30 protein-coding genes are annotated in these 22,495 nt (G+C 62.8%); 10 read left to right on the forward strand and 20 right to left on the reverse strand.

All coding sequences use genetic code 11. The annotated features are described in order from the left end of the window. Positions 1–137: 137 nt before the first annotated feature. From J3A72_RS18335 to J3A72_RS18345, 3 genes are read right to left on the reverse strand one after another with little or no spacing between them, the layout of a single operon-like run. On the reverse strand, positions 138–617 hold the full coding sequence (locus tag J3A72_RS18335; protein WP_209572100.1) for a hypothetical protein: 480 nt from the start codon (positions 615–617) through the stop codon (positions 138–140). Next, complete coding sequence (locus J3A72_RS18340; RefSeq protein WP_140222677.1) at positions 614–859, reverse strand: hypothetical protein; 246 nt, start codon at positions 857–859, stop codon at positions 614–616. The genes J3A72_RS18335 and J3A72_RS18340 overlap by 4 nt, the downstream gene beginning before the upstream one ends. Continuing rightward, positions 856–1,083 (reverse strand): hypothetical protein, encoded by a 228-nt coding sequence (locus J3A72_RS18345; RefSeq protein WP_140222678.1) that lies wholly within the window; start codon positions 1,081–1,083, stop codon positions 856–858. The genes J3A72_RS18340 and J3A72_RS18345 overlap by 4 nt, the downstream gene beginning before the upstream one ends. A 121-nt stretch (positions 1,084–1,204) precedes the next feature. Between J3A72_RS18345 and J3A72_RS18350 the strand changes: the two genes are divergently transcribed. Continuing rightward, positions 1,205–3,130, forward strand: coding sequence for a type 4 pilus major pilin (locus tag J3A72_RS18350; RefSeq protein WP_140222679.1), 1,926 nt, complete (start codon positions 1,205–1,207; stop codon positions 3,128–3,130). Between the two features lie 35 nt (positions 3,131–3,165). Here J3A72_RS18350 and J3A72_RS18355 read toward each other — a convergent pair whose 3' ends face one another. From J3A72_RS18355 to J3A72_RS18370, 4 genes are all read right to left on the reverse strand, one after another. Beyond that, entirely contained in the window at positions 3,166–3,837 is a 672-nt protein-coding gene (locus J3A72_RS18355) for a hypothetical protein (RefSeq protein ID WP_209572102.1), read from the reverse strand. Positions 3,838–3,953: 116 nt separating this feature from the next. Continuing rightward, a complete protein-coding gene (locus tag J3A72_RS18360) occupies positions 3,954–4,448 on the reverse strand; it encodes a hypothetical protein (RefSeq protein WP_224119381.1) in 495 nt (164 codons plus the stop codon). Positions 4,449–4,522: 74 nt separating this feature from the next. Further along, entirely contained in the window at positions 4,523–4,906 is a 384-nt protein-coding gene (locus J3A72_RS18365) for a hypothetical protein (RefSeq protein ID WP_140222681.1), read from the reverse strand. A 1-nt stretch (position 4,907) separates the two neighbouring features. Next, positions 4,908–5,726 (reverse strand): hypothetical protein, encoded by an 819-nt coding sequence (locus tag J3A72_RS18370; RefSeq protein WP_049419311.1) that lies wholly within the window; start codon positions 5,724–5,726, stop codon positions 4,908–4,910. A gap of 106 nt (positions 5,727–5,832) precedes the next feature. Between J3A72_RS18370 and J3A72_RS18375 the strand changes: the two genes are divergently transcribed. Together J3A72_RS18375 and J3A72_RS18380 are read left to right on the forward strand one after the other, a co-directional pair. Continuing rightward, entirely contained in the window at positions 5,833–6,189 is a 357-nt protein-coding gene (locus tag J3A72_RS18375) for a helix-turn-helix transcriptional regulator (protein WP_049419313.1), read from the forward strand. A 27-nt stretch (positions 6,190–6,216) separates the two neighbouring features. After that, positions 6,217–6,528, forward strand: coding sequence for a hypothetical protein (locus tag J3A72_RS18380; protein ID WP_140222682.1), 312 nt, complete (start codon positions 6,217–6,219; stop codon positions 6,526–6,528). Between the two features lie 62 nt (positions 6,529–6,590). Here the strand turns inward: J3A72_RS18380 and J3A72_RS18385 are convergent, their stop codons facing one another. From J3A72_RS18385 to J3A72_RS18410, 6 genes are all read right to left on the reverse strand, one after another. Further along, positions 6,591–6,776 (reverse strand): hypothetical protein, encoded by a 186-nt coding sequence (locus J3A72_RS18385; RefSeq protein ID WP_008268538.1) that lies wholly within the window; start codon positions 6,774–6,776, stop codon positions 6,591–6,593. A gap of 36 nt (positions 6,777–6,812) precedes the next feature. Further along, positions 6,813–7,064: a hypothetical protein gene (locus J3A72_RS18390; RefSeq protein ID WP_049419319.1), complete on the reverse strand. Its 252-nt coding sequence runs from the start codon at positions 7,062–7,064 to the stop codon at positions 6,813–6,815. A gap of 474 nt (positions 7,065–7,538) precedes the next feature. Beyond that, positions 7,539–7,910, reverse strand: a complete 372-nt coding sequence (locus J3A72_RS18395; protein ID WP_049441131.1) for a hypothetical protein — start codon at positions 7,908–7,910, stop codon at positions 7,539–7,541. Then, positions 7,907–8,146 (reverse strand): hypothetical protein, encoded by a 240-nt coding sequence (locus J3A72_RS18400; RefSeq protein WP_040008402.1) that lies wholly within the window; start codon positions 8,144–8,146, stop codon positions 7,907–7,909. The genes J3A72_RS18395 and J3A72_RS18400 overlap by 4 nt, the downstream gene beginning before the upstream one ends. A 40-nt stretch (positions 8,147–8,186) precedes the next feature. Continuing rightward, complete coding sequence (locus tag J3A72_RS18405) at positions 8,187–8,408, reverse strand: hypothetical protein (protein ID WP_049427013.1); 222 nt, start codon at positions 8,406–8,408, stop codon at positions 8,187–8,189. 787 nt (positions 8,409–9,195) lie between these two features. Continuing rightward, the gene (locus J3A72_RS18410) at positions 9,196–9,582 is read right to left on the reverse strand and encodes an H-NS family nucleoid-associated regulatory protein (protein WP_057502459.1); all 387 of its coding nucleotides are present in this window, start codon (positions 9,580–9,582) and stop codon (positions 9,196–9,198) included. 385 nt (positions 9,583–9,967) lie between these two features. Between J3A72_RS18410 and J3A72_RS18415 the strand changes: the two genes are divergently transcribed. The 3 genes from J3A72_RS18415 to J3A72_RS18425 are packed head-to-tail and all read left to right on the forward strand — an operon-like array spanning position 9,968 to position 12,303. Then, positions 9,968–11,644 carry a PAS domain S-box protein gene (locus tag J3A72_RS18415; protein ID WP_099605708.1) on the forward strand — a complete coding sequence of 559 codons (1,677 nt, stop codon included), beginning with the start codon at positions 9,968–9,970 and terminating at the stop codon, positions 11,642–11,644. Next, the gene (locus J3A72_RS23125; protein WP_232281412.1) at positions 11,641–12,018 is read left to right on the forward strand and encodes a hypothetical protein; all 378 of its coding nucleotides are present in this window, start codon (positions 11,641–11,643) and stop codon (positions 12,016–12,018) included. The genes J3A72_RS18415 and J3A72_RS23125 overlap by 4 nt, the downstream gene beginning before the upstream one ends. Before the next feature lie 6 nt (positions 12,019–12,024). Beyond that, complete coding sequence (locus J3A72_RS18425; RefSeq protein WP_040008414.1) at positions 12,025–12,303, forward strand: membrane protein; 279 nt, start codon at positions 12,025–12,027, stop codon at positions 12,301–12,303. 654 nt (positions 12,304–12,957) lie between these two features. Here J3A72_RS18425 and J3A72_RS18430 read toward each other — a convergent pair. The 5 genes from J3A72_RS18430 to J3A72_RS18450 form a co-directional block, all read right to left on the reverse strand. Further along, positions 12,958–13,527, reverse strand: coding sequence for a DUF488 domain-containing protein (locus tag J3A72_RS18430; RefSeq protein WP_024957540.1), 570 nt, complete (start codon positions 13,525–13,527; stop codon positions 12,958–12,960). A gap of 106 nt (positions 13,528–13,633) precedes the next feature. Beyond that, entirely contained in the window at positions 13,634–16,180 is a 2,547-nt protein-coding gene (gene ligD, locus J3A72_RS18435; RefSeq protein WP_209572104.1) for a DNA ligase D, read from the reverse strand. 12 nt (positions 16,181–16,192) lie between these two features. Further along, positions 16,193–16,369 carry a DUF3606 domain-containing protein gene (locus J3A72_RS18440; protein WP_008266817.1) on the reverse strand — a complete coding sequence of 59 codons (177 nt, stop codon included), beginning with the start codon at positions 16,367–16,369 and terminating at the stop codon, positions 16,193–16,195. An 18-nt stretch (positions 16,370–16,387) separates the two neighbouring features. Then, positions 16,388–17,332, reverse strand: a complete 945-nt coding sequence (locus J3A72_RS18445) for a Ku protein (protein ID WP_209572106.1) — start codon at positions 17,330–17,332, stop codon at positions 16,388–16,390. Positions 17,333–17,416: 84 nt separating this feature from the next. Beyond that, positions 17,417–17,926 carry a DUF892 family protein gene (locus J3A72_RS18450; protein WP_024957537.1) on the reverse strand — a complete coding sequence of 170 codons (510 nt, stop codon included), beginning with the start codon at positions 17,924–17,926 and terminating at the stop codon, positions 17,417–17,419. Here J3A72_RS18450 and J3A72_RS18455 point away from each other — a divergent pair. Together J3A72_RS18455 and J3A72_RS18460 are read left to right on the forward strand one after the other, a co-directional pair. Beyond that, positions 17,925–19,007 (forward strand): PQQ-dependent sugar dehydrogenase, encoded by a 1,083-nt coding sequence (locus J3A72_RS18455; protein WP_209572108.1) that lies wholly within the window; start codon positions 17,925–17,927, stop codon positions 19,005–19,007. The two genes, J3A72_RS18450 and J3A72_RS18455, sit on opposite strands and share 2 nt — an antisense overlap. Next, positions 18,944–19,831: a YbhB/YbcL family Raf kinase inhibitor-like protein gene (locus J3A72_RS18460; RefSeq protein WP_209572110.1), complete on the forward strand. Its 888-nt coding sequence runs from the start codon at positions 18,944–18,946 to the stop codon at positions 19,829–19,831. Before J3A72_RS18455 ends, J3A72_RS18460 begins: the two co-directional genes overlap by 64 nt. Positions 19,832–19,876: 45 nt before the next feature. Here the strand turns inward: J3A72_RS18460 and J3A72_RS18465 are convergent, their stop codons facing one another. Continuing rightward, positions 19,877–20,254 carry a response regulator gene (locus J3A72_RS18465; RefSeq protein ID WP_065427875.1) on the reverse strand — a complete coding sequence of 126 codons (378 nt, stop codon included), beginning with the start codon at positions 20,252–20,254 and terminating at the stop codon, positions 19,877–19,879. A gap of 161 nt (positions 20,255–20,415) precedes the next feature. On the opposite strand from J3A72_RS18465, the gene J3A72_RS18470 reads away from it, so the two are divergent. Continuing rightward, positions 20,416–21,555, forward strand: a complete 1,140-nt coding sequence (locus J3A72_RS18470; RefSeq protein WP_100437277.1) for a PAS domain-containing sensor histidine kinase — start codon at positions 20,416–20,418, stop codon at positions 21,553–21,555. A 1-nt stretch (position 21,556) separates the two neighbouring features. Next, positions 21,557–21,919, forward strand: a complete 363-nt coding sequence (locus J3A72_RS18475; protein WP_024957534.1) for a response regulator — start codon at positions 21,557–21,559, stop codon at positions 21,917–21,919. A 39-nt stretch (positions 21,920–21,958) separates the two neighbouring features. On the opposite strand, the gene J3A72_RS18480 is transcribed toward J3A72_RS18475, so the two are convergent. Continuing rightward, positions 21,959–22,411 (reverse strand): BLUF domain-containing protein, encoded by a 453-nt coding sequence (locus J3A72_RS18480; RefSeq protein ID WP_100437276.1) that lies wholly within the window; start codon positions 22,409–22,411, stop codon positions 21,959–21,961. Positions 22,412–22,495 lie beyond the last annotated feature (84 nt).

The raw sequence follows: 22,495 nt of genomic DNA on the forward strand, positions 1-22,495 counted from the left end.
AGGACCCTGCAGCTAGGGGGTTTTAGCCGTGCAGACGTCGTTGGTTCAGCGATGCGTGGGCCCGGCGGGAGCCGGTGCCATCCCCGCCTTCTCTTCCCCTACGCTTTTTGGCGCCGAGCAGGCGCCGGCCCTTGCTCTTACGCTGCTTCTGCTTCTGCCACGTGCCGGTAAGACTGGACAAACGCCGGGTGGTGGCGGTGAAGATCCGTGTTGAACCGATCTGCCCGGGCGTTGTCGGCAAACCAGCGCTGTAGCGCCGGAGCCATGATCCCACCACACGCTTCTACCAGGCTCTGGCCCTCGCTGATCCGGCGCCGCTCCAGCTTCCCCGTGTGCCCCCGTCGCACCACGAACCGCTCCCCGATCTGAACCAGCGGATTGGCCCCGGCGTCCATAAGCGCCTCAATCATTGCCGCATAACGCGTCGCCAGGACCGGGTCCGACTGGATGGCCTTGGAATACATGAGGGAGGCGACGGCCAACGCAGTGATGCCAGGATCGCCGGCCACGCCAGCGTCGAGGTCGGACGTTCCCTTGAGTGTGTGGAGCCACCCATAGAAGGCCAGCGGGTCGTTGGTTTGGATGGCCCTGATGAGGCTTTCGGTCCCGGCACTCATTGCCCACCTCCCAGAACCCCGATGAGCACCAGGGCCACCAGCACGTAGAACGGCACCAGCACGATGCTCCACCACGCCTTCGAAACCTCTTGCAGCACGCTTCCTTGGCGATGCTCCGCCGGCAGTTGATAGAAGCGCATCAGGGCGCGCCCGGCGGAGATGGGGTTGGCGACCAGGTCCCGGTAGAACACCGCGGTGCTCAGGACACCGACAAACAGCAGGGCCATGTTCAAAATGCTCATACGAAGCGCTCCTCTTCCTTCTTCCAACGCCGCTCATGGCGGGCGCGGGTGGCCAAGCGCTGGATCCTGCGGTGCTTGTCGGCCAGCTGATTGAGGCCATTGGTGCGGTCCAGGAACCGCGCGGCGGTGTGGAGTTGGAAATGCGCCAGGTCAGTGCTGGCAGGCTCGACGGGATGAATCTTCATGTCGTCACTCTCTTTTTGTGGATAGGTCGGTTTACCCATTAAACCGCTCCTACACCACGATCCAACCACATCGCCAACCGATGTCAACCCATTGATTCAAAACATTTTTGACTAAAATAAGGAACTGCTCTCAGGGCTTGTCAAAACGCGGTTGTGTCGCATGCTGAAATGCATGACACCGCAAGCCCGCCCTCGCCGTCGTTCTCCTGCCCCAGGCTTTGGCCTGGTCGAGTTGCTGCTCGCATTGGGGGTTGCCACGGCGATGGGGGCCGCCGCGTTTTGGGTCTACCCCCGCGTCACCACCCGGGTCAACGTGGCCTCGGACGTCGAGAACGTTCGGGACCTGGCCAGCCGCGTTGATCGGTCTCATGGCGTCATCGGCACGTTCCGCGGCGTCAGCACGTTGAACGTCCTTGAGGATGGGCTCGCTCCCACCGACTTCCGCCAAGCCAGCGCAGCGACCATGAGCAACGCGTGGGGTGGTGCAGTGACTGTGTCCCCGGCCACGGTGCGCTTGGCGGGGGATGCCTTCTCCGTGGGGCTGTCCGGGCTTCCTGCGCGGGCCTGCGTGCCGTTCGTCTCCGCCCTTGCGGGCGACGCGAACGTGCGGGACGTGATCGTGGGCAACACCAGTGTTTTGTTGGGCAAAGGCGGAACCTTGGACATCCCCGGGCTGGGATTGGCGTGCGGGGCCGATGGGGCCGTGGTCGACGTCGTCTATTACTCAGGCCTGGTCGCCGGGTCGTCGGTGGCCGTGGTGCCCACGCTTCCCACTCCCTCCACGCCCGCGTTCCCGGCCCCTTCAACGCCAACCCCGGCTGGGCCCGTATCCACCGCTCCCAGCGTGCCCGATGCAGTGCCGGGCGTTCCTGGGAGCGTGTCGCCAAGCCCTGGGGTTGCTCCTTCCCCGGCGGTTCCGCCGCTTCCTGTTGCGCCCAGCGTTCCGGTGCCTCAGCCGCTCCCAACGCCGGTCCCCACCCCGGCTCCGCCGGCCTTGGTGCCGTGCCGGCAATCGGAAAGCTCGGCGGCCCGGGCGAGCTGTCCGGCGGGCACGTGGGGCACAGAGACGGTGCGCACGCGCCAGGTCTGCGCTCCCGGCGACGTGGATCCAAACTCAGACGCCGCGTGGGAGCATCCCGAGGCGTGGGTTCAAGCCCAGACGGTGGCGGCCGTGACGGCGAGGGATTGCCAGGCCTGCCCGGGGACCACCCGTGAGGAACGCGATCAATGGCTCCCCACGTCGCAAGCCTGCCCGTCGGGTCAAACCGGCACGCACACCTGGGAACGGCAGCAGGTGCGGTCGAGGGACGTGTTTACCCATTGCCCGTTAGGCACCACCGCTCTGCCCGGCCCCACTTATGGCGGCTGGTCCAACTGGGTGGATACAGGGGCGCGTCGCAACGAGGTCAACACCTGCAAGCCCACGGCTGCTCGCTGCAGCGACGGGAGCTTGCAGGTCGTGGCGTGGCACTCCGCCGATGGGCAGGACGTTCCGCCCCCCTCGGGTTCGAGTGGCATTTCTTACTGGTATCCCGATGCGGTGGTGCGCCTGACGCCAGCGGAGAAAGCAAAGCTGGACTGGGCCATCGCCAACGTGCCCATCCACCGGGTGGAGACGCCCGCACCGATGCCCGGCAACTGGCCCGCCAACGTGAGCGAGTCGGCGTTCTACGAAGAGCAATGCAACGCGCTTTCGGACGCCGGGAACATCCGTTATGCCTACTCCTACGATTTTGAGTGTGTCTCTAACATGGGCATGCATTACTGCGACTACAACTGGACCAGCGGAGGCACCTCTTTGGCCGTGTGCCGGCAAGCGTGCGCGTCCGACCTGGTGGGCAAGAGCAACAATCCCTATCGCTGGGAGTGGCCCGAGTCGTCCGTGGTGGCTTCGACGCCCTACACGACCTGCACGGGCCAGCCCGGATGCACGCCCAACGGTGGGTTTGGCACCCAGCAAGGCCTGCCGGCGTGCAACGAGCACAACGTGGGCCAGACCTTGGCGTTCAACTGGTATCGCCAGTTCTACAACCCGGTGCGGGTGGACTATCAAGAGATTACGTTGACGTGCCGGGGGCCAACCTGACATCGAGCTAGAGCCCGAGAACAGGTGACGCGCCCTTAGAAGGGATTCACCACTGGTTTCTCGGGCTTGGCAATACCAATCGTCAAACTCTTAACCTTGATCGCACCAATCGCATAGCGCAGGTTGGAAGGACACATGTCCATCACCACATCCGACAGCGAAGCTGTGACCGCTTCTGCATTTGGGCGATCCTGCTTCCACTCGTAGCGAATCGCTCCCGAAGAAACCTTGAAGTTCTGCCCGCCCTTGTAGACGCACTGCTCTTCTTTCATGGAGTTGTCCACCTTGGGCTCACCATACTTCCTGGTGATCAACGACTTGACGCTATCCACGATCCGATTGGAATCACCCAGATCAATATTTATCGATTGCAACTGCCCTGCGACGAACGTAAGAACCGCCTCTTGAGGCTGGTCACTCAAAGGACTGACGATCTTCGTATTAAACTTATCCTCGCCCGACACTGGACTTGAATGTTTGTATTCGTAAGGCTCCAGAGGAGCGGCAAGGTAAACCCCGTCAGTGGGCGAAAGGCCCTCAACGGCGCTGCGCGACACTCCAACCTCAAGCTTTCCAATACCTATAGGCCCCTTGGCAAAACATGCAATAGGCACTAGAGCCAATGCTGAGACTACGATTCGGATAACCTTCATGACTCCCCCTGATTGAGTTTCCGCACGCTTACCTAAGCGCGTTGCAAATGACATTAGGCGGCACCAGCTGGTCTTCCTGACCCAATGAACGGCGCGGTCGTAAGTCCGGCGTGGTGCTGCTTAGGTAGGCGAATATATCATTCAGACTAGGCGGCCAGTTGCAGAGAGCATCATCTGGGGAGGGCCGTTCTATCCCACGCCCGCTTGACCCACCCGAACACTACGGCCAGCACGCCGATCAACAGCACGCCCCAGAGCCAAACCAAGTAAAACGCTGCGGTAGCGATCTCCCCAAACTGGGGATGCTCCGCATACTTGAACCCCAGAACGGCGGCCGCCACCACCGTCACCACGCCCAATCCGCCCCCGAGCAGCGCCCCTTTCAGGAAGCCGTGCTTCCGAAAATACGGCATCCGCCCCGTGCGGACGTGCCAGTCCCAGAGCTGCTGAGCCCGGATGTGGAGCGCCAGGCAAAACGCCAAGAACGCGAAGACGAGCGCACCGGGCACACAACAGACCAGGCCAATGAAGAAGTCGCGCTTCATCACCTCCAGGCCGGCCGCCAGCCCAACCAGGCCCAACGGGCCCAAGATGACGCTCGGGAGGATCAGCGCGGATGGGCCCGGCGGCGCATACACAACTTGCTGCGGCGGATAGCGGTTCATATGGTCCTCCCCTGTTGGATGGCTGCACGCTTGATCGGGACCGGCGTGCAGTCAAGCGGCGGACTGCGGCCCGTTTAGCCCGCAGACGTCCCTTCGTCGGTCACTTCGACCACTTGCCAACCTTCTCCTTGCGGGCGGAACAGGGCCCGCAGCTTCGGCTTGAGGGTGCTCGGCTCGGGCTTAGTGGGCTGGCCACCGATGGACCCCTGCGCTTTTACCGACCCGCCCACCATGCATTCTTGATCCCCATTGGGCTTCTTCTCGCAGTCGAGATCCAAGCCGCCCGCGTCGGTCACTTCAAACCGCCAAGAGCGCTGGAGGGTTGCCTGCCTCCCCTGCTCGGTGAAAAAGCCTTCCACGACCTTCACCCCGTCCTCCTTCGTGGGGCCCTTGTCGCCAGAGCAGGCCGTCAGGGTCAAGAGTGCCGCTGCTGCGGCCACGATCAGTGCGTGCTTCATGTCATGCGTCCTTGTCTTTGGAGGGGGTGATGCCGATGTTCTGGGTCTTGTAGCCGATCTCCAGCCGGTCGATTTGGAGAACGATGTCGGGCAGGCCGTTGGGCTTCAACCTGCCCTCCACGACCTTGAAAAAGATTCGGTCTCCCGCGGCGTCGCGCCCCACCCGTCGCAGCTCGGCCGCGTCTTCCGGCTTCAATCGCAGCGCGGCGTGGTAGCGCCCGCCATGCTCGACCCCGACCACCGCACTGCCCTTGCCCAACGGCGAAGGGCCGATAACGGCCGTCGGAAGAAAGTCAGGCGAGCGGGGATACCAGTCGTGGTTCATGACCAGCACGTAGGCGTGGAGAATGTTGGTCTTGGGGTCGATCTCCACGTCGATGTAGGGCCGCAGGTAGAACGCATCGGTAGAGGCGATCTGCCGCGCCTTGGCCTCAAACGCAGACGCCGGGTCGCCCTGCAGGCCTATGCGTTTGAACTGGTGCCCCCATGAGCCGATGCAGTGGGCCCGCATGGCCGGTGTCAGCGCCGCGCCGGCCTTGGCTTGGGCAAAGAGGTCTTCTTCGCACATCTTGTGACCACCCGACGCGGTGGCCGCCAAGCCCCACCGGATCCGGGTGTAGCCGTCGAGCATCGGAGGGTCGCCGTCGTCCCAATAAGTGCCGGCGGGTTCCAAGTAACGCTTGGTCGCAGGCGCGGAGGCTGCATCTTTCCCCGCCTGCATCAACCCCTTGCCAATCTTTCCCAGAATGCCGTGCTGAGCGGTGGCGGTGCCGCTGGCCAACGCTAGGCACACGGCCACGGCTGCAATCGCTTGCTTCATGCATCCCCCTGATCCCGGCCACCATGGCCTTGTTTGCCATTTTGGCAAATGCGGTGCAGCATGGGAAGCGGCAGACTGAGGGATTGTTCCCGGTTCGTGATCGCCCATGCCTGCCCCTCTCGCCCCAGCTCACACGTTTGGCCGCCGCTTACGCGAGGCCCGGCTGGCCAAGGGCCTGACGCAAGCAGAGTTGGGAGCCGTGCTTGGGTTGGACGAGGAGAACTCCGCCGCTCCCAGGATTTCTCGTTACGAGAGAGGAGATCGGGTGCCGGATCCAGCCACGATGGAAAAGCTGGCCCAAGCGCTGGGCTTGCCGGTCGCCTATTTCCATGCCACCAACGATCTCATGGCGGAGACGTTGTTGGTGATGTCGCGGCTTGACCCAGAGCAGCAGCGAGAGCTGCTGAAGAAGGTGAGGGATTACGCCCAGAGCCGCGGCGTGGACATCGATCCTCCCGAGTAACGTCAACGATCTCAGGGAAGAGGAGACATGCTGAAACGACTTCGACGCTGGTGGCTGCGGCGGGATGCGCCAAGCCCGATGGCACCGGAGCAGTTGCAGGCGCTGATGGACATCAACCTTCTGGAAATCCAGTTGGCAGCGTTGGACGCCCTCAGGCCCTCGACGCCAGCCGCGGAGGCGACCAGGCTGCGATCCCATGCTTGGCTCGCGTCGGTCCGTGGCCAAGGCCCGGTCGGGACACCGAACTGGAGCGAACTGCGGGCAGAAGCGCGAGCACTGAACCGTGATCTGGCGGCCGCCCTGGCTGCCGCGCACGTCGCTGCGCCTTCAGAGACGTGAGACGAGCCTATCGCTCCATGCGAGGCGAACGAGCTCCGACGATGGCCAGGGTGCGGGGGTCATCAGAACTCGTAACCGTCTGGCACGCCCGAGGGGATGCCCTGCATGGGGCCCGAGTAGCCCACCTGCTGAACCAGGTTCTGGGCGGTTTGCGACATGCGATCCAGGCGTTCCGGGACTTGGTCCAGGGCGAACAGAACCATGCCAAAAAGGGCGATGTTGAGCAGTTTGTTGAAAAGTTTGCGCACGAGCGGGGTCCTCCGTGGTTGTCAGGGGTTCGGGTTTCAAAAAAGTTGGTGGTGTTGGGCGATGCCGAACAAGCAAAGCGCCCAGGTGGCCGCAATCGTTGGAGGAGCCAGGCAAAGCGGCACGCCGAGGGCGATGTCCGACAGCTTGGCCTTGGGGTCGGTGACCATCTCCCATCCCAGCTTGGCCGCCCCCATCCCCGACATGGCGTCGAACAGGAATCGCAGGAGCGCTGAGGTGGTGGCGACGGAGGACCGGGCGGGCGCTTGGGTTTGGCTGCGGGTATTCATCAGAGCGCATCCAGTCGGTCAGCAATGGCCAGTCCGGCGACCAATCCAGCCAAGAGGCAAAAAGCAAAGAACGTCAACATGGGGTTTCCTTTGGTTAAAGAGCATCGGCGCCCTTCTCTGATCTCAAGGTAAAAGAAAACCAACTTTTCGCAATAGATTAACCCTACATTTTTCTGACTAAAAAACAAAAATGATGAGCAGACGCAGAAAATACAAAAACCTTGAAACACCTCACATTCCCAGCCCCGCGTCGGGCCCGGCGGAAGCCGAGGCCCCACCTGCCCTTTCCCCAATGCGCTTTTGCTTTGAGCCACTTTTGCCGTTGCCTTCTCTCTCCTAGATCTCAAAAGAACGCGGCCCGGGGCCGCGCCTGAAAAGCCCCCTTCGGGGAGGAAAGGCCCAGGGCCGGGGCTTCCGCCCCAGCGTCCGCGTGGCTGTCCTTGGCCCCATGCCCGCAAAAGGCAGTCCGATTCGTCAGGCGCTGGATTGGATGCATCGCCAGACCAACTGGCGAACGGCTTCTGGCTGACGAATGCCGATTCGGTTGGCGTCGATGAGCAGGGCCATGGCGACCTGGGGAGCCACCTGCACACTGGGAAGCGCGGTTTTATAGCGCTCTCGCCCCTTTGCCTCTCCGGCCCACGGCGTCGGGCATCGAGGGGAAAACGGTTCTCGAATCTGGGCGTGTTGCTCGATGAGTTGAGCCAGTGCAGCGCGCATGCTCAGGCCTTGCGCGGCGGCCAGGGCTTGAAACGCGGCTTTGCTGGGCGCGTCAATCCACGTTTCATGGATGGTCTCCACAAGTGGCATGTTGTTCCGCTTGGGTTGTAGCGTGTAGCGGCTCATCCGCTCCTCCTCTTCTCCTTCAGGTCTGCTCTTACATACAACCCCGAATCCATAAAAACGAGGGCCATCTCACGAAACGAAACGCCCGCCGGAAACTCTTGACTCCAGACCACAATCCCATCTTTGAGGTAGCTGTATTCCTGGCGAGTCACTACGCCAAAGCCATCTTCTGAGTCGCACATGTATTTGACCCGGTGGCGGTAACCGGCGTTCTCGATTTCAATCAACTCTTTCATTCGAACCCTGCTTGTGAGGGCCAGAGGACGTAGCGCCTTGTCATGCGGTCCTCCGGCTGGGCTTGGCCATCCATCCTTGGGCGGCCGCCTCTTCAGCGGTCAGCAACGCGGAGGTGCCCAGGAAGCGCGTGAGCTGGTAATGGCCGATGGTGTGCGGATACCGCTGCAGGTGGGCATGCATGGCTTTGTCGAAGTAGCACGTGGACCCCGAGCGGCGTTGATAGGCGAAATAGCGGCGGCGACGCGTTGCTGGGGGCTTCATGCCGAACCCCCGCAATCGTCGCAACGCTGCATTTCTGCCGGATACGTTGAGAAGGGATAGGCCCCTTTCTGCCCCACTTCCCCGCAGCACCCACACCGCATGAGCCCCCGGGCGGTTTGACAAATCGCGGCCTCCGGGCCTTGCCAAACCACGCCGACCACGACGGCTTCCCACGAGCTGCCGCTCCGGGCAACCACGGTGAGCCTGTCGCCGTTCTGAACATTCTGGGTGGGCACCCGGGCGCCCCATTCGCCCGACTTGAGTTGGAGGGGCCTGGCGTGGTGGTGGGCCATTAGAAGCACCCCCGACAACCAAGGGGAGCAAAGCCTGACCGGCCAATAACATAAGCAATCATACGAAAACCTTTGAAGAGGGGGCACTCCCTCGCTACCCACTCAAACTAAGCCGCCTACAAAAAATCGCAATACTTTCACCCTACGTTTTATCGACTAAATATCAAAACTGCCAAAATGGCAGCAAAGCGTTGAAGAACTTGAAGCGCAGCACATTTTCCAGCCAAGCGCCGGGCCCGGCGGAAGCCGAGGCCCCTCCCGCCCCTTCTCCACACAACGCTTTTGATTTGAGCCGCTTTTGATTTTGGCGTTGCTTTTTTCTTTTCAAGAGATCAAAAGAACGCGGCCTGGGCCGCGCCTGAAAAGCCCCCTCCGGGGAGGGTTAGGACATGGGCCGGGGCTCCCGCCCCAGCCCCGCTTTGCCTTCCCTTGATTTCAACGCCCACAAAAAAGCCCCGGTTTCCCGGGGCTCTGTCTGCAACGCTCAATGGCAATCAGGCCTTGAACGGGTGCGCCGGCCATTCCTGGTCCGGGTGCTTCTTTTTCCACGCCTTGCCTTCAGCGGTTTCGGCCCACGCAAGGAAGGCCTTCGGCTGACGTCCAGTGCCAGCCCAGGTGGTGCCGTCCGGGATCTGGAACTTCGGGGCGCGACTGATGCCGGCGCTCGCGGAAACCGCCTTGCGTGGCTCAAGCAGCGCCTTCAGATCGTTCTTCTGCTTCGTTGTGTAATGCTGCCCAAACTGCTGCAAGGTCTCATAGACTCCTGCAAAGCTGGCCCCGGCTTCAGCGGCGACCGCTTCGCTTTCGGCTTTTTCCATTTCGGCCAGCAAGGCCTCGGCCTCGGCCTTTTTCTTTCGGATTTGTTCAAGCGTAAGTGCCACGGCTTTCCCTTGGGGTTGGTCAAACCCCGATCCTGCCCTTTTGCGAGACCGCTGTAAATCCTCAACGGCCCAACCCCGGCTCTCCCGTGGCAACTGCCACGGAGGTTGACCCTCAAGAGTCACTGAGGGGATGCCGTACGCCGACCACTGGAGCAGGCCTCGGCGGTTGCGGGGGACTGACCGTGCCCACCCCCACCTTCCACCATGCAATGCCGCAATGTCCAAGGGCTACCGGGCGCCGGCAAAGCTTTGGACAGCGGGAGCAATGCTTAGCGTGGTGCGGAGCGGAGGCGCGATGGCGGAGGGCCATACTGTAGGGTTCACCGGCCCAACACGCATTCCCTGACTAAGCTAGAGCGGTAGCCTACCGTGATAGAGGTGACCGATGGCTGAGGCCGCCCGTCAGTTTGCTCTGGAGTCGTTGCGGATCCTGGATTCCGACCCCGAGCCCTTTTTCGATGCGCTGATGCGGGCCGCGAGAAACATGACGGGCATGCCGGTCGCCCTGATCTCCTTGGTGGACGGGGACCGCCAATGGTTCAAGGCCCAGATAGGCCTTCCCGGTGTGGACGAGACGCCCCGCGACATTGCCTTCTGCACCTGGGCCATCCAGTCCGATGAGCCGTTTGAGGTGGCAGACGCCGGCCAGGATGCCCGCTTTTCGACCAACCCGTTGGTCTTGGGTCCTCCTTTCGTCCGCCACTATGTCGGCGCGCCCATCAGCGCCAATGGCCAGAACGTGGGAACGCTTTGCCTGCTCAGCCCAAACCCGGGAACGATCTCAGCGGAGCAGGGAGCAGCCCTGTCATGCTTGGCCCAGGCCGCCGCAGTCGGCATGCAGCAGCGCGCTCGCCTTCTTGAGCGGGTCAGCGAATCCCAGGCCTTGCAACGGCGTTTTCAGAGAAGCCAGTTCTTTCTGGAGCGCACCAATGCACTGGCCAAGGTCGGAGGGTGGGAGCTGGTGCTTGGAACTGGAGAAGTCAAATGGACCAAGGAGACCCGGAGGATCCATGACGTCTCTGACGACGCGGTGCCCGGCCTGGACACGGCGATTGCCCTGTGTCCGGAAGGCGCACGGCAGCGGCTGGAGGCCGCCCTGGAAGACTGTATCTCATCGGGTGTGCCCATCGATTTGACCCTTCCGTCCAGCAAGCTTTCGGGGGAGCGCACGTGGGTCCACGTGGTGGGCCAGCGGGAAGAGACCGAAACCGGTGCCCGATTGATCGGCGCGATCCAAGACGTGACGGAGCAACGGGCGGCGGTCGAGGCCTTGGCGCATAGCGAGGCACGCTACCGCAGGCTGTTCCAACACAGCCTCGGCCTCATCTGCACGCATTCCTTGGACGGGACGGTCACGTCGGTCAACCCTGCGGCCTCGCACTCACTGGGTCTCTCGGAGGGTGACGTCGTCGGCCGATCGCTGGCCGAGCTCATTCCCCAGAGCAAGCAGGACGCGTTCAAGGCTTACTTGGATCGCATCCGGGAAAACGAGAGCGACTCGGGCATGATGGAGCTGGTGGCCCGCGACGGATCGCGCCGCTTCTGGGCGTATCACAACGTGCTGGACACAGAAGCCCAACCGCCCTACGTGCTGGGCCACGCGCAAGACATCACGACTGAGCAGCAGCTCCACGACTTGGCGACCCGCGACCCGCTCACCCGAGCGTTCAACCGTCGCTACTTGGCCGATCTGGCCCACCAGCAGTTCGATGGGTGGGGCTGTCTGGTGTTTGACTTGGACCACTTCAAAGAAGTCAACGACACCCAAGGCCACGCCCAAGGCGACAAGGTGCTGGTCGACTTCGTGGCTTTCCTGTCCGCCCCGCTCCAAGGCGAGGAAGCGGTGGTTCGGCTCGGGGGCGACGAGTTCCTCGTGTTCGTCCCCGATGCGACGTTGGAACGGCTGAGCGTGTTGGAGGACACCTACCACGAGCGCGCCGGCGAGGCACCGATCCGCTTTTCCGGCGGTTGCGCCATTGGTCGGCCCTCGGAATCGGTGGCCGATACCATCAATCGCGCAGACATGAAACTCTACGACCGCCGAAAGCGGGAACGGCAGTGAGCCTGCCCTCAGATCCGGGCATGGGGCCAGTTGTGGGCTGCCCCCTTACGCCGATGATCGCCTTTAGCGTAGCAAGCGGCCCTTCAGTGCCGCCCAATCTCACCGATGGAGAGGGCAACATGGATAAGCGGGTGTGCTTTGATTTCGAGATTGATTTCAGCAACGGGGGCGGGATTCAGGGCCAAGGCTTCCGGCTGGACATCGCCGGTGACGACATCACCAATGAGGCGTTGGCCGACTACATCGTGCGCGACATGCGCCTGCTGATGGTGGGTGAGGTTCGCATCCTCAACAAGGAAATCATTGAGGAGCCTCATAAGCGCCCGGCGCACGACCAAGACGGTTCAACTGTCCACGACTCAAAGGACGGGTGAGCGGCCATGCATCCTGATGTTCTCGGCTGGGCTGCAACCGTAGTGCTGATTGCCACGCTGGTCCGGCAAATGATCAAACAGTGGCAGTCTCCCCACCCCGAAACGGTCTCCAAGTGGCTGTTCGTCGGTCAGATGACCGCGTCCACCCTTTTCACCGTCTACAGTGCACTTTTGGGGTCAACGGTGTTTGTGGTGACCAATGCCCTGCTGCTGCTCACGGCCGTGGTGGGACAGATCCTGGCTTGGCGTCGACGTCGACGAACCGACGCATCGCCTCCCTGCTGACCCAGTATTGGCTGCACCAAGGAAGGCCGTCGTAGGCGTTTAGCAGCCACTCTTCGTCAGATCCCAAACGGACGTCGCCTGACATGCTCGACCCGGCCTCCGACCGTGACCAGCGTCGAGATGGCCCAGTCGCTGGAAGCGGACACGGGCGGAAGCAACAAGATCTCAACGCCAGCCCCCATCGCCGCGCCTTTCCATACCTCCACTGTGCCATCCTCGCTGGGACTGCGGTGGAGGCCCCAATCCGAGGCGAAATCCGTCAGCGCTTGCCGTCCATGTATCCTATCGAGCGCGCTGCAAAGCGAATCATACTGAGCACTCCTCATTCCCCTCCCCCTTGCATCGTTTTCTAACCTGCGCTTCACCATCCATCCCAGACTACTTCATGGCAGACATGAAGATCGAAAGCCAGTCTGAATCCCTCAGGAGAACGCCAACTTTCTGACGGGGCAGCCTCCGATCCATTACCTGAAGCTGGGACCAGGGACGACCGCCTAAGCCGATTCAGGCAGGGTTGCGCGGCTGCCCGTCGTCTATCAACAACACCGTGCGGCAAGCGCGCGCCAACTGCAAGGCAGCCGACATGTCCGCATAGCTTCGATAGGGAGAAAATGCGCCGAGCGGGCCCGACACGCGATCGCCCTACTGGTTGGTTCAGAACAGCTCCGTCTGAGCCGGTGGGTAGACAAGCGCTGGCCCGACGGCCTGCGCCATCGGGTTCAGCGGATGCGGTTTGGGTTCGGCGTGGGACACGATGTGCAGCACCTCATGGCCCCGGTGCGTCAGCAGGTCGGAGATGAGACGTCGGTGGCAACGCCACCACGGTGCCTCCGCGCACATCAGCGCGGTCCGATGTTCGCCCCCCAGTGCAAGCACCTTCGATAGCCCGCCGGCGAACTCGGCGGTCGCCATGTGGTCTGCGTAGCCCTGAAACGCGGCGTTGTCCCACGCACCATTGGGCGAATCCGGCTGCACCTTGCGCCGCCCGCCCAGTTCAGGAATCCAAAGATACTCCACGCCGTGCGCTGGCAGCGTTTTAGCCATCTGCTCGGATGCGAACCAAGGGTGACGACGCGATCCTGGGAAACGACGCACGTCCGCGATCGCCGAGATGCCTTGTGCGAACAGCAGGTGTAAGAACTCGTCCCAAGGTCGAGTGGAATGCCCGATGGTCCAGACGGTCACCGGGGTCGGAGCGGGAGCATCGCACTGCATGAGGCTCATTGGACAGGAGCCGGCATCAAGCCCGCGTGCTCATCACGTGCTCGGCAGCTGCCAACGACGCTCGCGTCTGCCCGTCTACGCTCGGACACGACCGCGGGGATAGCGGCTAGTCGTTTCGGGCCCATTTCGACAAGTTCTGCTTCAACGCATCGATGCCCTCCCAAGGATCCTTGCGGCGACGTTTCAGCTTGCCCGGCACGTCCTTGATCGTGAACGCGTCAGCCCGCTTGAGCTTGGCCAGCTCACTCCACGCCAAGGGCATGGCCACCGGAGCGCCAGGCCTCCCTCGCAGTGAATAGGACGCCACGGCGGTGGCTCCTCGTCCGTTGCGGAGGTAATCGACGAATATCCGCTTGTTTCGCAGGGCCTTGGTGGCGGTGGCCAAGAACCGCTGAGGTTCCGACTGGGCCAGCGCGTCGGCGAATCCTTTGGCGAAGCGCTTGGTCAGGTCCCAGTCGCACCCCGGGTTGAGGGGCACCACGACATGCAGGCCCTTGCCTCCGGATACCCGAAGGAAGGACTCCAACTCCAGCTGGACCAAAAGCTCCCGGATATCGGTGGCGGCCCTTTTCACTTCGGCGAAGGGCACGTCCGGGCAGGGATCCAGGTCGAACACGACCCGATCCGCCCGGTCGGGCTCCTCCGCGTGGCTTCCCCACGGATGGAACTCCAGGGCATTGAACTGGACCAGCTCCAGCAAGCTGGCCGCGTCGCGCACTACGAGGTAGTGGGCGTTGATGCCGCTGTCCTCCTTCAACTTGACCGAGTCCACCAGCTCCAGCCCGGCGGTGTGGTGCTTCTGGAAGAAGCAAGGCTTGCCGGTGCCGGCGGGGCAGCGAATGATCGAGAGGGGCCGTTTGATCACCTCTGGGAGCAGGTGATCCATCACTGCCGAGTAGTAATCCCAAACGTCTTGCTTCGTATAGCCGTCGCCAGGGAAAAGGACCTTGCTCGGGGAGGACAGTTTGGGGGGCACGCGTTCGACTTGAGGCGTTGCGGCGGTCTTGCGGGCAGAAGACGCCGCCGATGCCCGTTTGCCACGGGCCGGTTTCGCCGGGGCGGCGCGATCCGAATCCGCCAAATCATTCACTTCCTTGTCGGCCCGCACGGCTTTCAAGGAGGCTTGGCGCAGCAGTTGCTGCCCCCCGATGCCGCGATAGAACACCTCCACCACGAAGCGCGGCTCGAACCACGTGGCAGAGCGAAGATCGGTGTCCTCGGTGGGCACGTAGGCCGTCGGCTTCTTGCCTCCCCCTTGGATCCTCTTGCTCACGTCCTTGATCAAGGCGTCGGAGAACCCGGTGCCCACCCGGCCCACGTAGAGCCAACCGTGTTCGGGATCAGGTTTGGCCAGAAGGAGCGAGCCAAAGCCGCTGCGGCTGCCCTTGGGGGCCGTGTAACCGACCACGGCGAACTCGTCGCTGGCCAGCTGCTTGGTCTTGCGCCAGTCGTCGCTGCGGCCGGGGTGGTAGCCGCGATCGGCGCGCTTGGAAATGATGCCTTCAAAGTGCTGTTCGCCAGCCAGGCGGTAGGCTTCGTTGCCGTCGCCTTGGACGTGAGAGCTGAAGGCCAAGTGGCCGGCCTGGCCCGCCAGCAGCTCCTGCAGGAGCGCCTTGCGCTCCAACAGGGGTGCTGCGGCCACGTCCACGCCATCGAGGTGCAGCAGGTCGAAGAGCGCGTAGGCCAGCGCGCCTTGCCGCTCCCCGGACAATGTCGCCTGGAGCAGGTTGAAGTCCTCCTTGGTGCCCGATCCGGCGATGAGTTCGCCATCCAAAGCCGCAGAAGTGAGGCCCAATGCCGCTACTGCGTCGCGTATCTCGGGGATCTTGTCGGTCCACTCCAACGCGTTCCGGGACCAGAGCCGGACGGCCCCATCGGCGACCGTTGCGAGGATCCGATACCCGTCCCACTTGATCTCATGGACCCATTGGTCGCCCTGCGGTGGGGCGTCCCCCAGCTTGGCCAACTGGGGCACGAAGGGGCTGGAAGGCGGGGCCGCCTCTTTCGCTTTGGGCAGGGCCAAGGCCTTCTTGGCCCAGTTCTTCCGTCGCGCACGCTTTGCAGGGAGGGCTTTGAGCTTCTTCTTGTCGGCTTTACCGCCGCCGGCCCTCTTGATGTCTGCCGTTGGGGCCGCCGACACATCGGCGAGCAGATCGTCCGCTTCCAGATCGCTCGCATACGCATCGTCGTCCTTGAACAACAGCCACTGCGGCTGACGGGCAGGCTTGCCGGAGCGGACCAGGTGCCACCCGCCTTTGAGCTTGGTGCCAAACAGCTCGAAGCGCAGGTGACCCTTGGCAAGTTGTGCCTCTGGGTCTCCTTGGGTGGCCCATACGCCGTGATCAAACTGGGCCACGTGCCCACCACCGTATTGCCCTTTGGGGATCTCGCCTTCGAAGCTGGCGTAGTCGACGGGATGGTCTTCTACTTCCACGGCCATGCGCTTGACCTTGGGGTCGTAACTGGGCCCCTTCGGCACCGCCCAACTCTTCAGGGCGTCGCCGACTTGCAAGCGGAAGTCGTAGTGTCGGCGGCTGGCGTGGTGGAGCTGCACCACGAAAATGGCGCGCTGCCCTTTTGGCAGCGCTTTGCCGGGTTCGGGCTCCTTGGTCTGGTCAAAGCGGCGCTTACGGCGGTATTCGACCAAGGACATGACGGCTCCTCGTTACTTGCCCAGGTGCTTGCGAACGGCCGCAGCGGTGGGGCCCACGGCTTTGACGGCGGCCCGGAGCTCGTCGGCGGACACGCCCAGCGCCTTGGTCCAATACTGGAGCTCGTAGTCTTCGTTGACGTTGATGCGGTCGCGGTCCGGGCTGCCGGTGTTCTTCTTGTCGTCGCTCATGGGATTCTCCTTGGGTGATCAGGCGCTCTTTAGAGCCTTCTTGGCGGGGGCTTTCTTTGCGGCTTTCTTTGCTGGGGCCTTCTTTATGGCGGCCTTCTTGGCAGGCTTGCTGTCTTTGGAGGAGGACTTGGAGGCAGTCTTCATCGGCGTTGCTTTCGCCGGGGTGCGCTTGTTGGTTTCCAAGCTCTTCTGGAGCAGCGCCATGAAGTCCACCACGTTGGTCGCCGAGTCCTCGCGATGTTCCGGTTCCTCGAAGGTGGTCGTGGCTCCGGCCTGCTTCACCCGCTTCTTGATGATGTCGGACAGGCGCTCGCGGAACTCGTCCTGGTAGCTGTCCGGCTCCCACTCAGAGGTCATGCTCTCAATCAGCTGCTTGGCCATTTCGAGCTCTTTGGGCGCAACCCGGTAGTCCGACGCCCCCCCCTGCGGCAGTTTGTATTCGTCCGGAGCCACCAACTCCTGCGGGTAGCGAAGCAGGATCATGATCAACGCATCGCCTTCGGGCATCACCGCGCAAATGTATTCGCGCGTGCGGATGACCACCCTGGCGATGCCCACCTTGCCGGTTTCCTTCAGGGTCTCTCGGAGCAGGACATAGCCCTTTTCGGCCTTCTTGCCGGGCACCAAGATGTAGGGCTTTTCGAAGAACCTCAGCCCGATGCTCTCGGCGTCGACAAAGGCCTCCACGTCGATGGACTCGTGCGTCTCGGGGGCGGCCGCGGCGATGTCTTCTTTCTCTATGACGACGTAGCTGCCCTTGTCGTATTCAAAGGCTTTGACGATGTCCTTCCAAGGCACTTCTTCGCCGGTTTCGGCGTTGACCCGCTCGTAGCGAATGGGCTTTTTGTTTCGAGCGTCCAACATGCGAAAGCTCAGATCCATGCGACGCTCGCCGGACATGAGGGACACCGGAACGTTGAGCAGCCCGAAGGACAACGAACCACTCCAGATGGGCCTGGGCATGCCAGCCGCCTCCAATCCTAGGGCCTTTCGTTGTAGGCCCGGCCGCGTCGGCCGGGCGTGAACCCGGCCGGCGCGGCGCAGCGGTTACTTTTTGGCTTCGACGCCCGGCGTGGCGTCGCGCACCATGAACTCTTCGGTCACCTCGGGCAGGTGGGCCGCCAGCCAGTCGGCCATCGCCTCTTCCTGCACGAGGATTTCTTCGCAGATCCGGGCCGTTTCTGCATCGCCCACCGTCTTCGCTGCGGCGATCAGGGCCGTGTAGGAGGCGATCTCGAAATGCTCGAAGACGTAACCGGCCATCGCGCCTTTGACGATCTCGTCGGAGGCCGTCATGCCGCCGACGGCCTGACCGAAGGCTGCCATCTTGCCCATCACGTCCTTGAGGGTCGACGGCGAGCCGCCCAAGCGCTTGATGCACCCTTCCAGCCGTTCGCGCTGGCCAATGGTTTCCTGAATGTGCTCTTCAATGCGCGCCTTCAGCACTGGGTAGTGCTCGATCCGCGAAGCCTGCCCCTTCAGCATGGTTTCGGCTTGCTGTTCCATCGCGTGTGCGTCGCGCAGCCAGTCCAACAGGTTCTCTTTGAGCTCTGCCATGGACGTCCTCCTCTCGTGTCGGGCGAAGCCTTACCGTATCGAGGCTGGGATGCGGATCAAGCGATCCCCGAGTGAAGGCTTGGCGAACGGCGGAGCATCTCAGACCGGCGGTGCGTGGGCCTGGAGATCGTTGGCCCTCGTGGTGAACGGCGCGCATGCAACGCATTCGCAGGCCATTGACCGCTCCCGCCACATGCTGAACGCTCCTCAGCGCCAGGCCATCCTCATGACCCGTTCCGCGCTTTTGCTCGTCTTCTTGGCCCCCTCCCTCGCCTTCGCTCAGCAGGGGGACGGAACCGACGTCCAAGCCAACGTCCACACGTTCAAACCCGCCAAGGTGGAGGCGACGCCCGAGCGCGTTCAGGCCCTGACGGTGCCCAGTGGCTTCCAAGTGCGTCCCTTGGCGCAAGGCCTTCAAAATCCCCGGATCATCGCCGTAGCGCCGGACGGGCGGATTTATGTCTCACGTCGAGATCAAGGCGACGTGCTGTTGCTGGAGGATGCCAATGAAGACGGAGCCTTGGACGCCGAACCGAAGGTGGTCTTCTCACGTCCAGGAGCGCACGGGCTGGCCATCGCCAACGGGCAGCTGTATGTCGCCACGGCCAACGACGTGTATCGCGCCCCCATACGCCCGGACGGCACGTTGGGTCCAGAGGAACGGATCATCAACGACCTGCCCGATGGCGGTCAGCACCCCAACCGCACGCTGGCCTTTGGCCCTGATGAGATGCTCTACATCAGCGTGGGCTCGTCCTGTAACGCGTGCAACGAGACCAATCCCGAGCATGCGGCGCTGCTGAGGTCCTCGCCGGATGGCAAGAGCCGGTCCATCTTTGCCAGCGGCCTGCGGAACACCATCGGCTTTGCTTGGGACTCCAAAACGGGGGAGCTGTGGGGGATGGATCACGGCATCGACTACTTAGGCAACGATGAGCAGCCCGAGGAGCTCAACCGCATTCAGAAAGGAAAGAAGTATGGCCCATGGTGCTCGGCTACACCGCCCACGCGGCCCCCATGCAGATGCTGTTCTACACCGGCCAGCAGTTCCCGGCAGCTTACCGGGGGGAGGCCTTCGTGACGATGCGCGGTTCCTGGAACCGCAAGCCTGCGTCGGGCTACGAGGTGGTGCGGGTTCGTTTCAACGCCGGCAAGCCGGTCGGGTTTGAGCCCTTCTTGACCGGCTTCCTGGTCGACAACGGCCAGGCGCATATCGCAAGGCCCGTCGGTCTGGCGATGACGAAGGGCGGTGCACTTTTGGTCGGCGACGATGCCAACGGCGTCATCTACCGTGTGACTTACGGCCAGGGCCAAGCGTCCGCCTCCCCCGCGGCGGCAGTGCCTAGCGGGCCCTTGATGGCCCAAGTCAATCAAGGCTCGGGGGTCCCGTTGGCCAAGGATCGGATCGGCAACCCCGCCGCGTTCCAGTTCCGCTCCCCGTCGTTCTCCTCGGGCCAAGCGTTGCCTCCCCGCTTCAGCGCGTATCACGACGATGCATCGCCCGCTCTTTCTTGGAGCCCGATGCCTGGTGCCAAGTCCTATGCGCTGATCATGGAGGATCCGGATGCAGCCAACGTCAAACCCTTCGTTCACTGGGTCGCTTACAACATCCCAGCCACCGAGCAATCGCTGCCCGAGGGCCTGCCGGTCGATCCGCGGCTTCTGAAACCGGAGGGAATGCTGCAGGGGGCGAACAGCCGAGGATCGGTGGGCTATTTCGGCCCCAAACCGCCTGTGGGCGATCCACCGCACCATTACCACTTCCAGCTGTTGGCCTTGGACACCGTGCTTGATCTGAAGGCCGGCGCGACGCGGGACGAAGTGCTAAAGGCCGCGAAGGGCCACATTCTGGGCATGAGCAAGACTGTGGGAACCTACCAGCAGGTCGAGGCCCCGCTGAAATAAAAAAAGGGACCCGAAGGTCCCGACCGGCGCCCAAGGCCCGGAAACTCAGTGAACCTCCAGTTCGTGGCAAAGGGACTGGAGGGCGGCGGCGATCTCTTTCAGGCGGAACGGCTTTTCAAGGAAGGGCGTGCCTTTGAAGCGTTCGGGCAGCCGGCTGGCCCCAAGGCCGGTCGTAAACAGGAACGGCACCCCCAACTCGACCAAGCGATCGGCCACGGGGTAAGACTCGACCCCGTTCAAGTTGACGTCCAGCACCGCAACATCGAAGGCCGCCTCCTCGGCGCATGCCAAGGCTGTGGGCAAATCTTCGGCCGTCTTGGAGACGTCGTAGCCGACTTGGGCAATGGCCTGCTCCAAGACCATCATGAGAGTGGGTTCGTCCTCTACAAGAAGAACCCTTACTGCTTTGCCGTCCAATCCCATGACTTTCTCCCTACAAGCGCTCTGAGTGGATGTGCCACGATTGGACAGTGTGGCCCGAGGGCTCGCCCGATTTGTTAAGAGGGCGCAAAAGGATGACGGCCGTCGCTCTTCTACACTGCGCACTCTGTCGCCCTTCGGTGGCCCTGCCGAGAGGATGACCCATGAACCAACCAGCGAAAGCGAAAACCGATTTGAGGGACGAGAGCCGGCAGTTTGCCCTGCTGGTGAACTCCGTCACCGACTACGCCCTATACATGCTCGACCCCAGCGGGGTGATCCAGACCTGGAACCCGGGTGGGCAACGAATCAAGGGCTACCAGGCTGCCGACGTGGTCGGCACCAACTTTTCCCGCTTCTACCTGCCCGAGGAGGCCCAAGCCGGCCTACCAGAGCGAAACCTGCGGACCGCGGCCTTAGAAGGGCGCTACGTCGCCGAGGGCTGGCGATTGCGGCAGGACGGGACCCGCTTTCGTGCCAGCGTCGTGATCGATCCCATCTGGGAAGACGGGGAACTGGTGGGGTTTGCCAAAATCACCCGCGACATCACCCAGCGCCACGAAGCGCAGGAGCAGCTGCTCCAAGCCCAGCGCGATCTCCTGCAGGCGCAGAAGATGGAGGCCATCGGGAAGTTCCCGCTCGGCTTGGCCCATGATTTCAACAACCTGTTGACCATCGTAGCCAACTGTTTAGACCTCATCAGCCTGCGGGTGAAAAACGGAGGCGTGGCCAAGCTCATCGATACCGCGCAGCGGGCCGCCGAGCGCGGGGCCCTTCTGACTCGGCAGTTGCTGACCTTCGGCAAGGGACAAACCTTGGTGCCAGAGGCAGTCGACTTGGCCGCCTTGATGGCCGAATGCGAAGCGATGCTGCGCCGCTCCGCCGGCGACGCGATCGCATTGACCGTCGAAGTTTCCCGGGGCCTTCCGACCCTGTCGCTGGACAAGGCACAGCTGGAGGCCGCAATCCTTAACCTGGTGTGCAACAGCCGCGACGCCATGCCGAAGGGCGGAACGATCCTCATCACGGCTGCGCGGCACACCCGTGATCCTACGTTGCCCAACGCCAGTGAAAGACCTTACATCTGCCTGAGCATCCGAGACGACGGTTCAGGGATTGAGGCGGACCAGCAGGCCAGGGTATTCGAACCGTTTTTCACCACAAAACCCATTGGAAGGGGCAGCGGGTTGGGCTTGAGCCAAGTGTTTGGCTTCACGGCCCAGTCCGGCGGGTTCACCGAGCTCCAGAGCGAGCTTGGGAAGGGAACCCGCGTCAGCCTTTGCTTCCCCGCACCAGAGCATTGAGATGCCGATCCACGTGTTGTTTGTTGAAGACGAAGACGATCTCCGCAGCGTCGTCGTCGAGGCCCTGACCTCTCAGGGCTTCCAAGTCACTCCCGCCAGCAACGGGGACGAGGCCCTCGTCCTCCTGCGCGGCGACGCTAGGTTCGCGGTGGTAGTGACCGACTTCAACATGCCAGACAGCGCCGACGGGCTGGAGGTCGCGGCGGAAGCCGCGGTTGCTCAACCCCAGGCCCGCGTCATGCTCGCGTCTGGTCTTCAACGCTCGCAGCTGCCCCCCCTGCCCGAGACGGTTCGATTTCTCCCGAAGCCTTACCGCTTCCGACAGCTTGTGACGGCGATCCACGAAGACTTGGGTTGCACGTAGGGGTCGGATTCCTTGCGCGGCCTGGCGGTCGCCAACAACTCACTTCCCCACCAGTGCGCGCCTGCTCACCAGAAACATCAAACGGTCGATCGCCGTTGCGTTCAACGCTTCTCCATCCCCCCGCACCTTGAAACCGGCCCAGTCGCCCACTGCGACCTCGCTCAGCTCCTTGACTTCCACTGGCAACCAGCGCATGGGCCAGTAAGGCAAGCGGCGATCCGTGATCGTCCCTCTTTGCAGCTCGATCAGATCGTGATGGCTCGAGGCTCCGAGCACCCTAGAGAACGCCACGTCCAACCCGTCCGGGGGGCCCTCCAAGTATTGGAGGAAGCGCGTCCCGTCGAACAAGAGCACCCCACTGACACCTGCGTCCCGGTTAAATCGAGTTGCGTCGTCGACCAGCTCCTGGAGCTTGCCGCTCCGGAGGCCAAGCAGATCGCCGCGCAACGCGTCGGATGCCTCGCTGACATACACCACGGCCCTGATGGGCATTGGGCGCTCCTTCTCAACTTGTCTGGCCATCCCCCCTTCCACGAACTTTAGTCCCGCCCACGCATTTAGGCAATCGCGTTGGGA

It is taken from the genome of Stenotrophomonas sp. PvP093, assembly GCF_017876915.1.
Classification (GTDB): Bacteria; Pseudomonadota; Gammaproteobacteria; order Xanthomonadales; family Xanthomonadaceae; genus Stenotrophomonas; species Stenotrophomonas muris.

Excerpts from the sequence above, each read along its gene's own strand:
- J3A72_RS18335 (WP_209572100.1), bottom strand. The coding sequence starts at position 617 with ATGAGTGCCGGGACCGAAAGCCTCATCAGGGCCATCCAAACCAACGAC.
- J3A72_RS18340 (WP_140222677.1), bottom strand. The coding sequence starts at position 859 with ATGAGCATTTTGAACATGGCCCTGCTGTTTGTCGGTGTCCTGAGCACC.
- J3A72_RS18345 (WP_140222678.1), bottom strand. The coding sequence starts at position 1,083 with ATGGGTAAACCGACCTATCCACAAAAAGAGAGTGACGACATGAAGATT.
- J3A72_RS18350 (WP_140222679.1), top strand. The coding sequence starts at position 1,205 with ATGCTGAAATGCATGACACCGCAAGCCCGCCCTCGCCGTCGTTCTCCT.
- J3A72_RS18355 (WP_209572102.1), bottom strand. The coding sequence starts at position 3,837 with ATGTCATTTGCAACGCGCTTAGGTAAGCGTGCGGAAACTCAATCAGGG.
- J3A72_RS18360 (WP_224119381.1), bottom strand. The coding sequence starts at position 4,448 with ATGAACCGCTATCCGCCGCAGCAAGTTGTGTATGCGCCGCCGGGCCCA.
- J3A72_RS18365 (WP_140222681.1), bottom strand. The coding sequence starts at position 4,906 with ATGAAGCACGCACTGATCGTGGCCGCAGCAGCGGCACTCTTGACCCTG.
- J3A72_RS18370 (WP_049419311.1), bottom strand. The coding sequence starts at position 5,726 with ATGAAGCAAGCGATTGCAGCCGTGGCCGTGTGCCTAGCGTTGGCCAGC.
- J3A72_RS18375 (WP_049419313.1), top strand. The coding sequence starts at position 5,833 with ATGCCTGCCCCTCTCGCCCCAGCTCACACGTTTGGCCGCCGCTTACGC.
- J3A72_RS18380 (WP_140222682.1), top strand. The coding sequence starts at position 6,217 with ATGCTGAAACGACTTCGACGCTGGTGGCTGCGGCGGGATGCGCCAAGC.
- J3A72_RS18390 (WP_049419319.1), bottom strand. The coding sequence starts at position 7,064 with ATGAATACCCGCAGCCAAACCCAAGCGCCCGCCCGGTCCTCCGTCGCC.
- J3A72_RS18395 (WP_049441131.1), bottom strand. The coding sequence starts at position 7,910 with ATGAGCCGCTACACGCTACAACCCAAGCGGAACAACATGCCACTTGTG.
- J3A72_RS18400 (WP_040008402.1), bottom strand. The coding sequence starts at position 8,146 with ATGAAAGAGTTGATTGAAATCGAGAACGCCGGTTACCGCCACCGGGTC.
- J3A72_RS18405 (WP_049427013.1), bottom strand. The coding sequence starts at position 8,408 with ATGAAGCCCCCAGCAACGCGTCGCCGCCGCTATTTCGCCTATCAACGC.
- J3A72_RS18415 (WP_099605708.1), top strand. The coding sequence starts at position 9,968 with ATGGCTGAGGCCGCCCGTCAGTTTGCTCTGGAGTCGTTGCGGATCCTG.
- J3A72_RS18425 (WP_040008414.1), top strand. The coding sequence starts at position 12,025 with ATGCATCCTGATGTTCTCGGCTGGGCTGCAACCGTAGTGCTGATTGCC.
- J3A72_RS18430 (WP_024957540.1), bottom strand. The coding sequence starts at position 13,527 with ATGAGCCTCATGCAGTGCGATGCTCCCGCTCCGACCCCGGTGACCGTC.
- ligD (WP_209572104.1), bottom strand. The coding sequence starts at position 16,180 with ATGTCCTTGGTCGAATACCGCCGTAAGCGCCGCTTTGACCAGACCAAG.
- J3A72_RS18440 (WP_008266817.1), bottom strand. The coding sequence starts at position 16,369 with ATGAGCGACGACAAGAAGAACACCGGCAGCCCGGACCGCGACCGCATC.
- J3A72_RS18445 (WP_209572106.1), bottom strand. The coding sequence starts at position 17,332 with ATGCCCAGGCCCATCTGGAGTGGTTCGTTGTCCTTCGGGCTGCTCAAC.
- J3A72_RS18455 (WP_209572108.1), top strand. The coding sequence starts at position 17,925 with ATGGACGTCCTCCTCTCGTGTCGGGCGAAGCCTTACCGTATCGAGGCT.
- J3A72_RS18450 (WP_024957537.1), bottom strand. The coding sequence starts at position 17,926 with ATGGCAGAGCTCAAAGAGAACCTGTTGGACTGGCTGCGCGACGCACAC.
- J3A72_RS18460 (WP_209572110.1), top strand. The coding sequence starts at position 18,944 with ATGCAGATGCTGTTCTACACCGGCCAGCAGTTCCCGGCAGCTTACCGG.
- J3A72_RS18465 (WP_065427875.1), bottom strand. The coding sequence starts at position 20,254 with ATGGGATTGGACGGCAAAGCAGTAAGGGTTCTTCTTGTAGAGGACGAA.
- J3A72_RS18470 (WP_100437277.1), top strand. The coding sequence starts at position 20,416 with ATGAACCAACCAGCGAAAGCGAAAACCGATTTGAGGGACGAGAGCCGG.
- J3A72_RS18475 (WP_024957534.1), top strand. The coding sequence starts at position 21,557 with ATGCCGATCCACGTGTTGTTTGTTGAAGACGAAGACGATCTCCGCAGC.
- J3A72_RS18480 (WP_100437276.1), bottom strand. The coding sequence starts at position 22,411 with ATGCCCATCAGGGCCGTGGTGTATGTCAGCGAGGCATCCGACGCGTTG.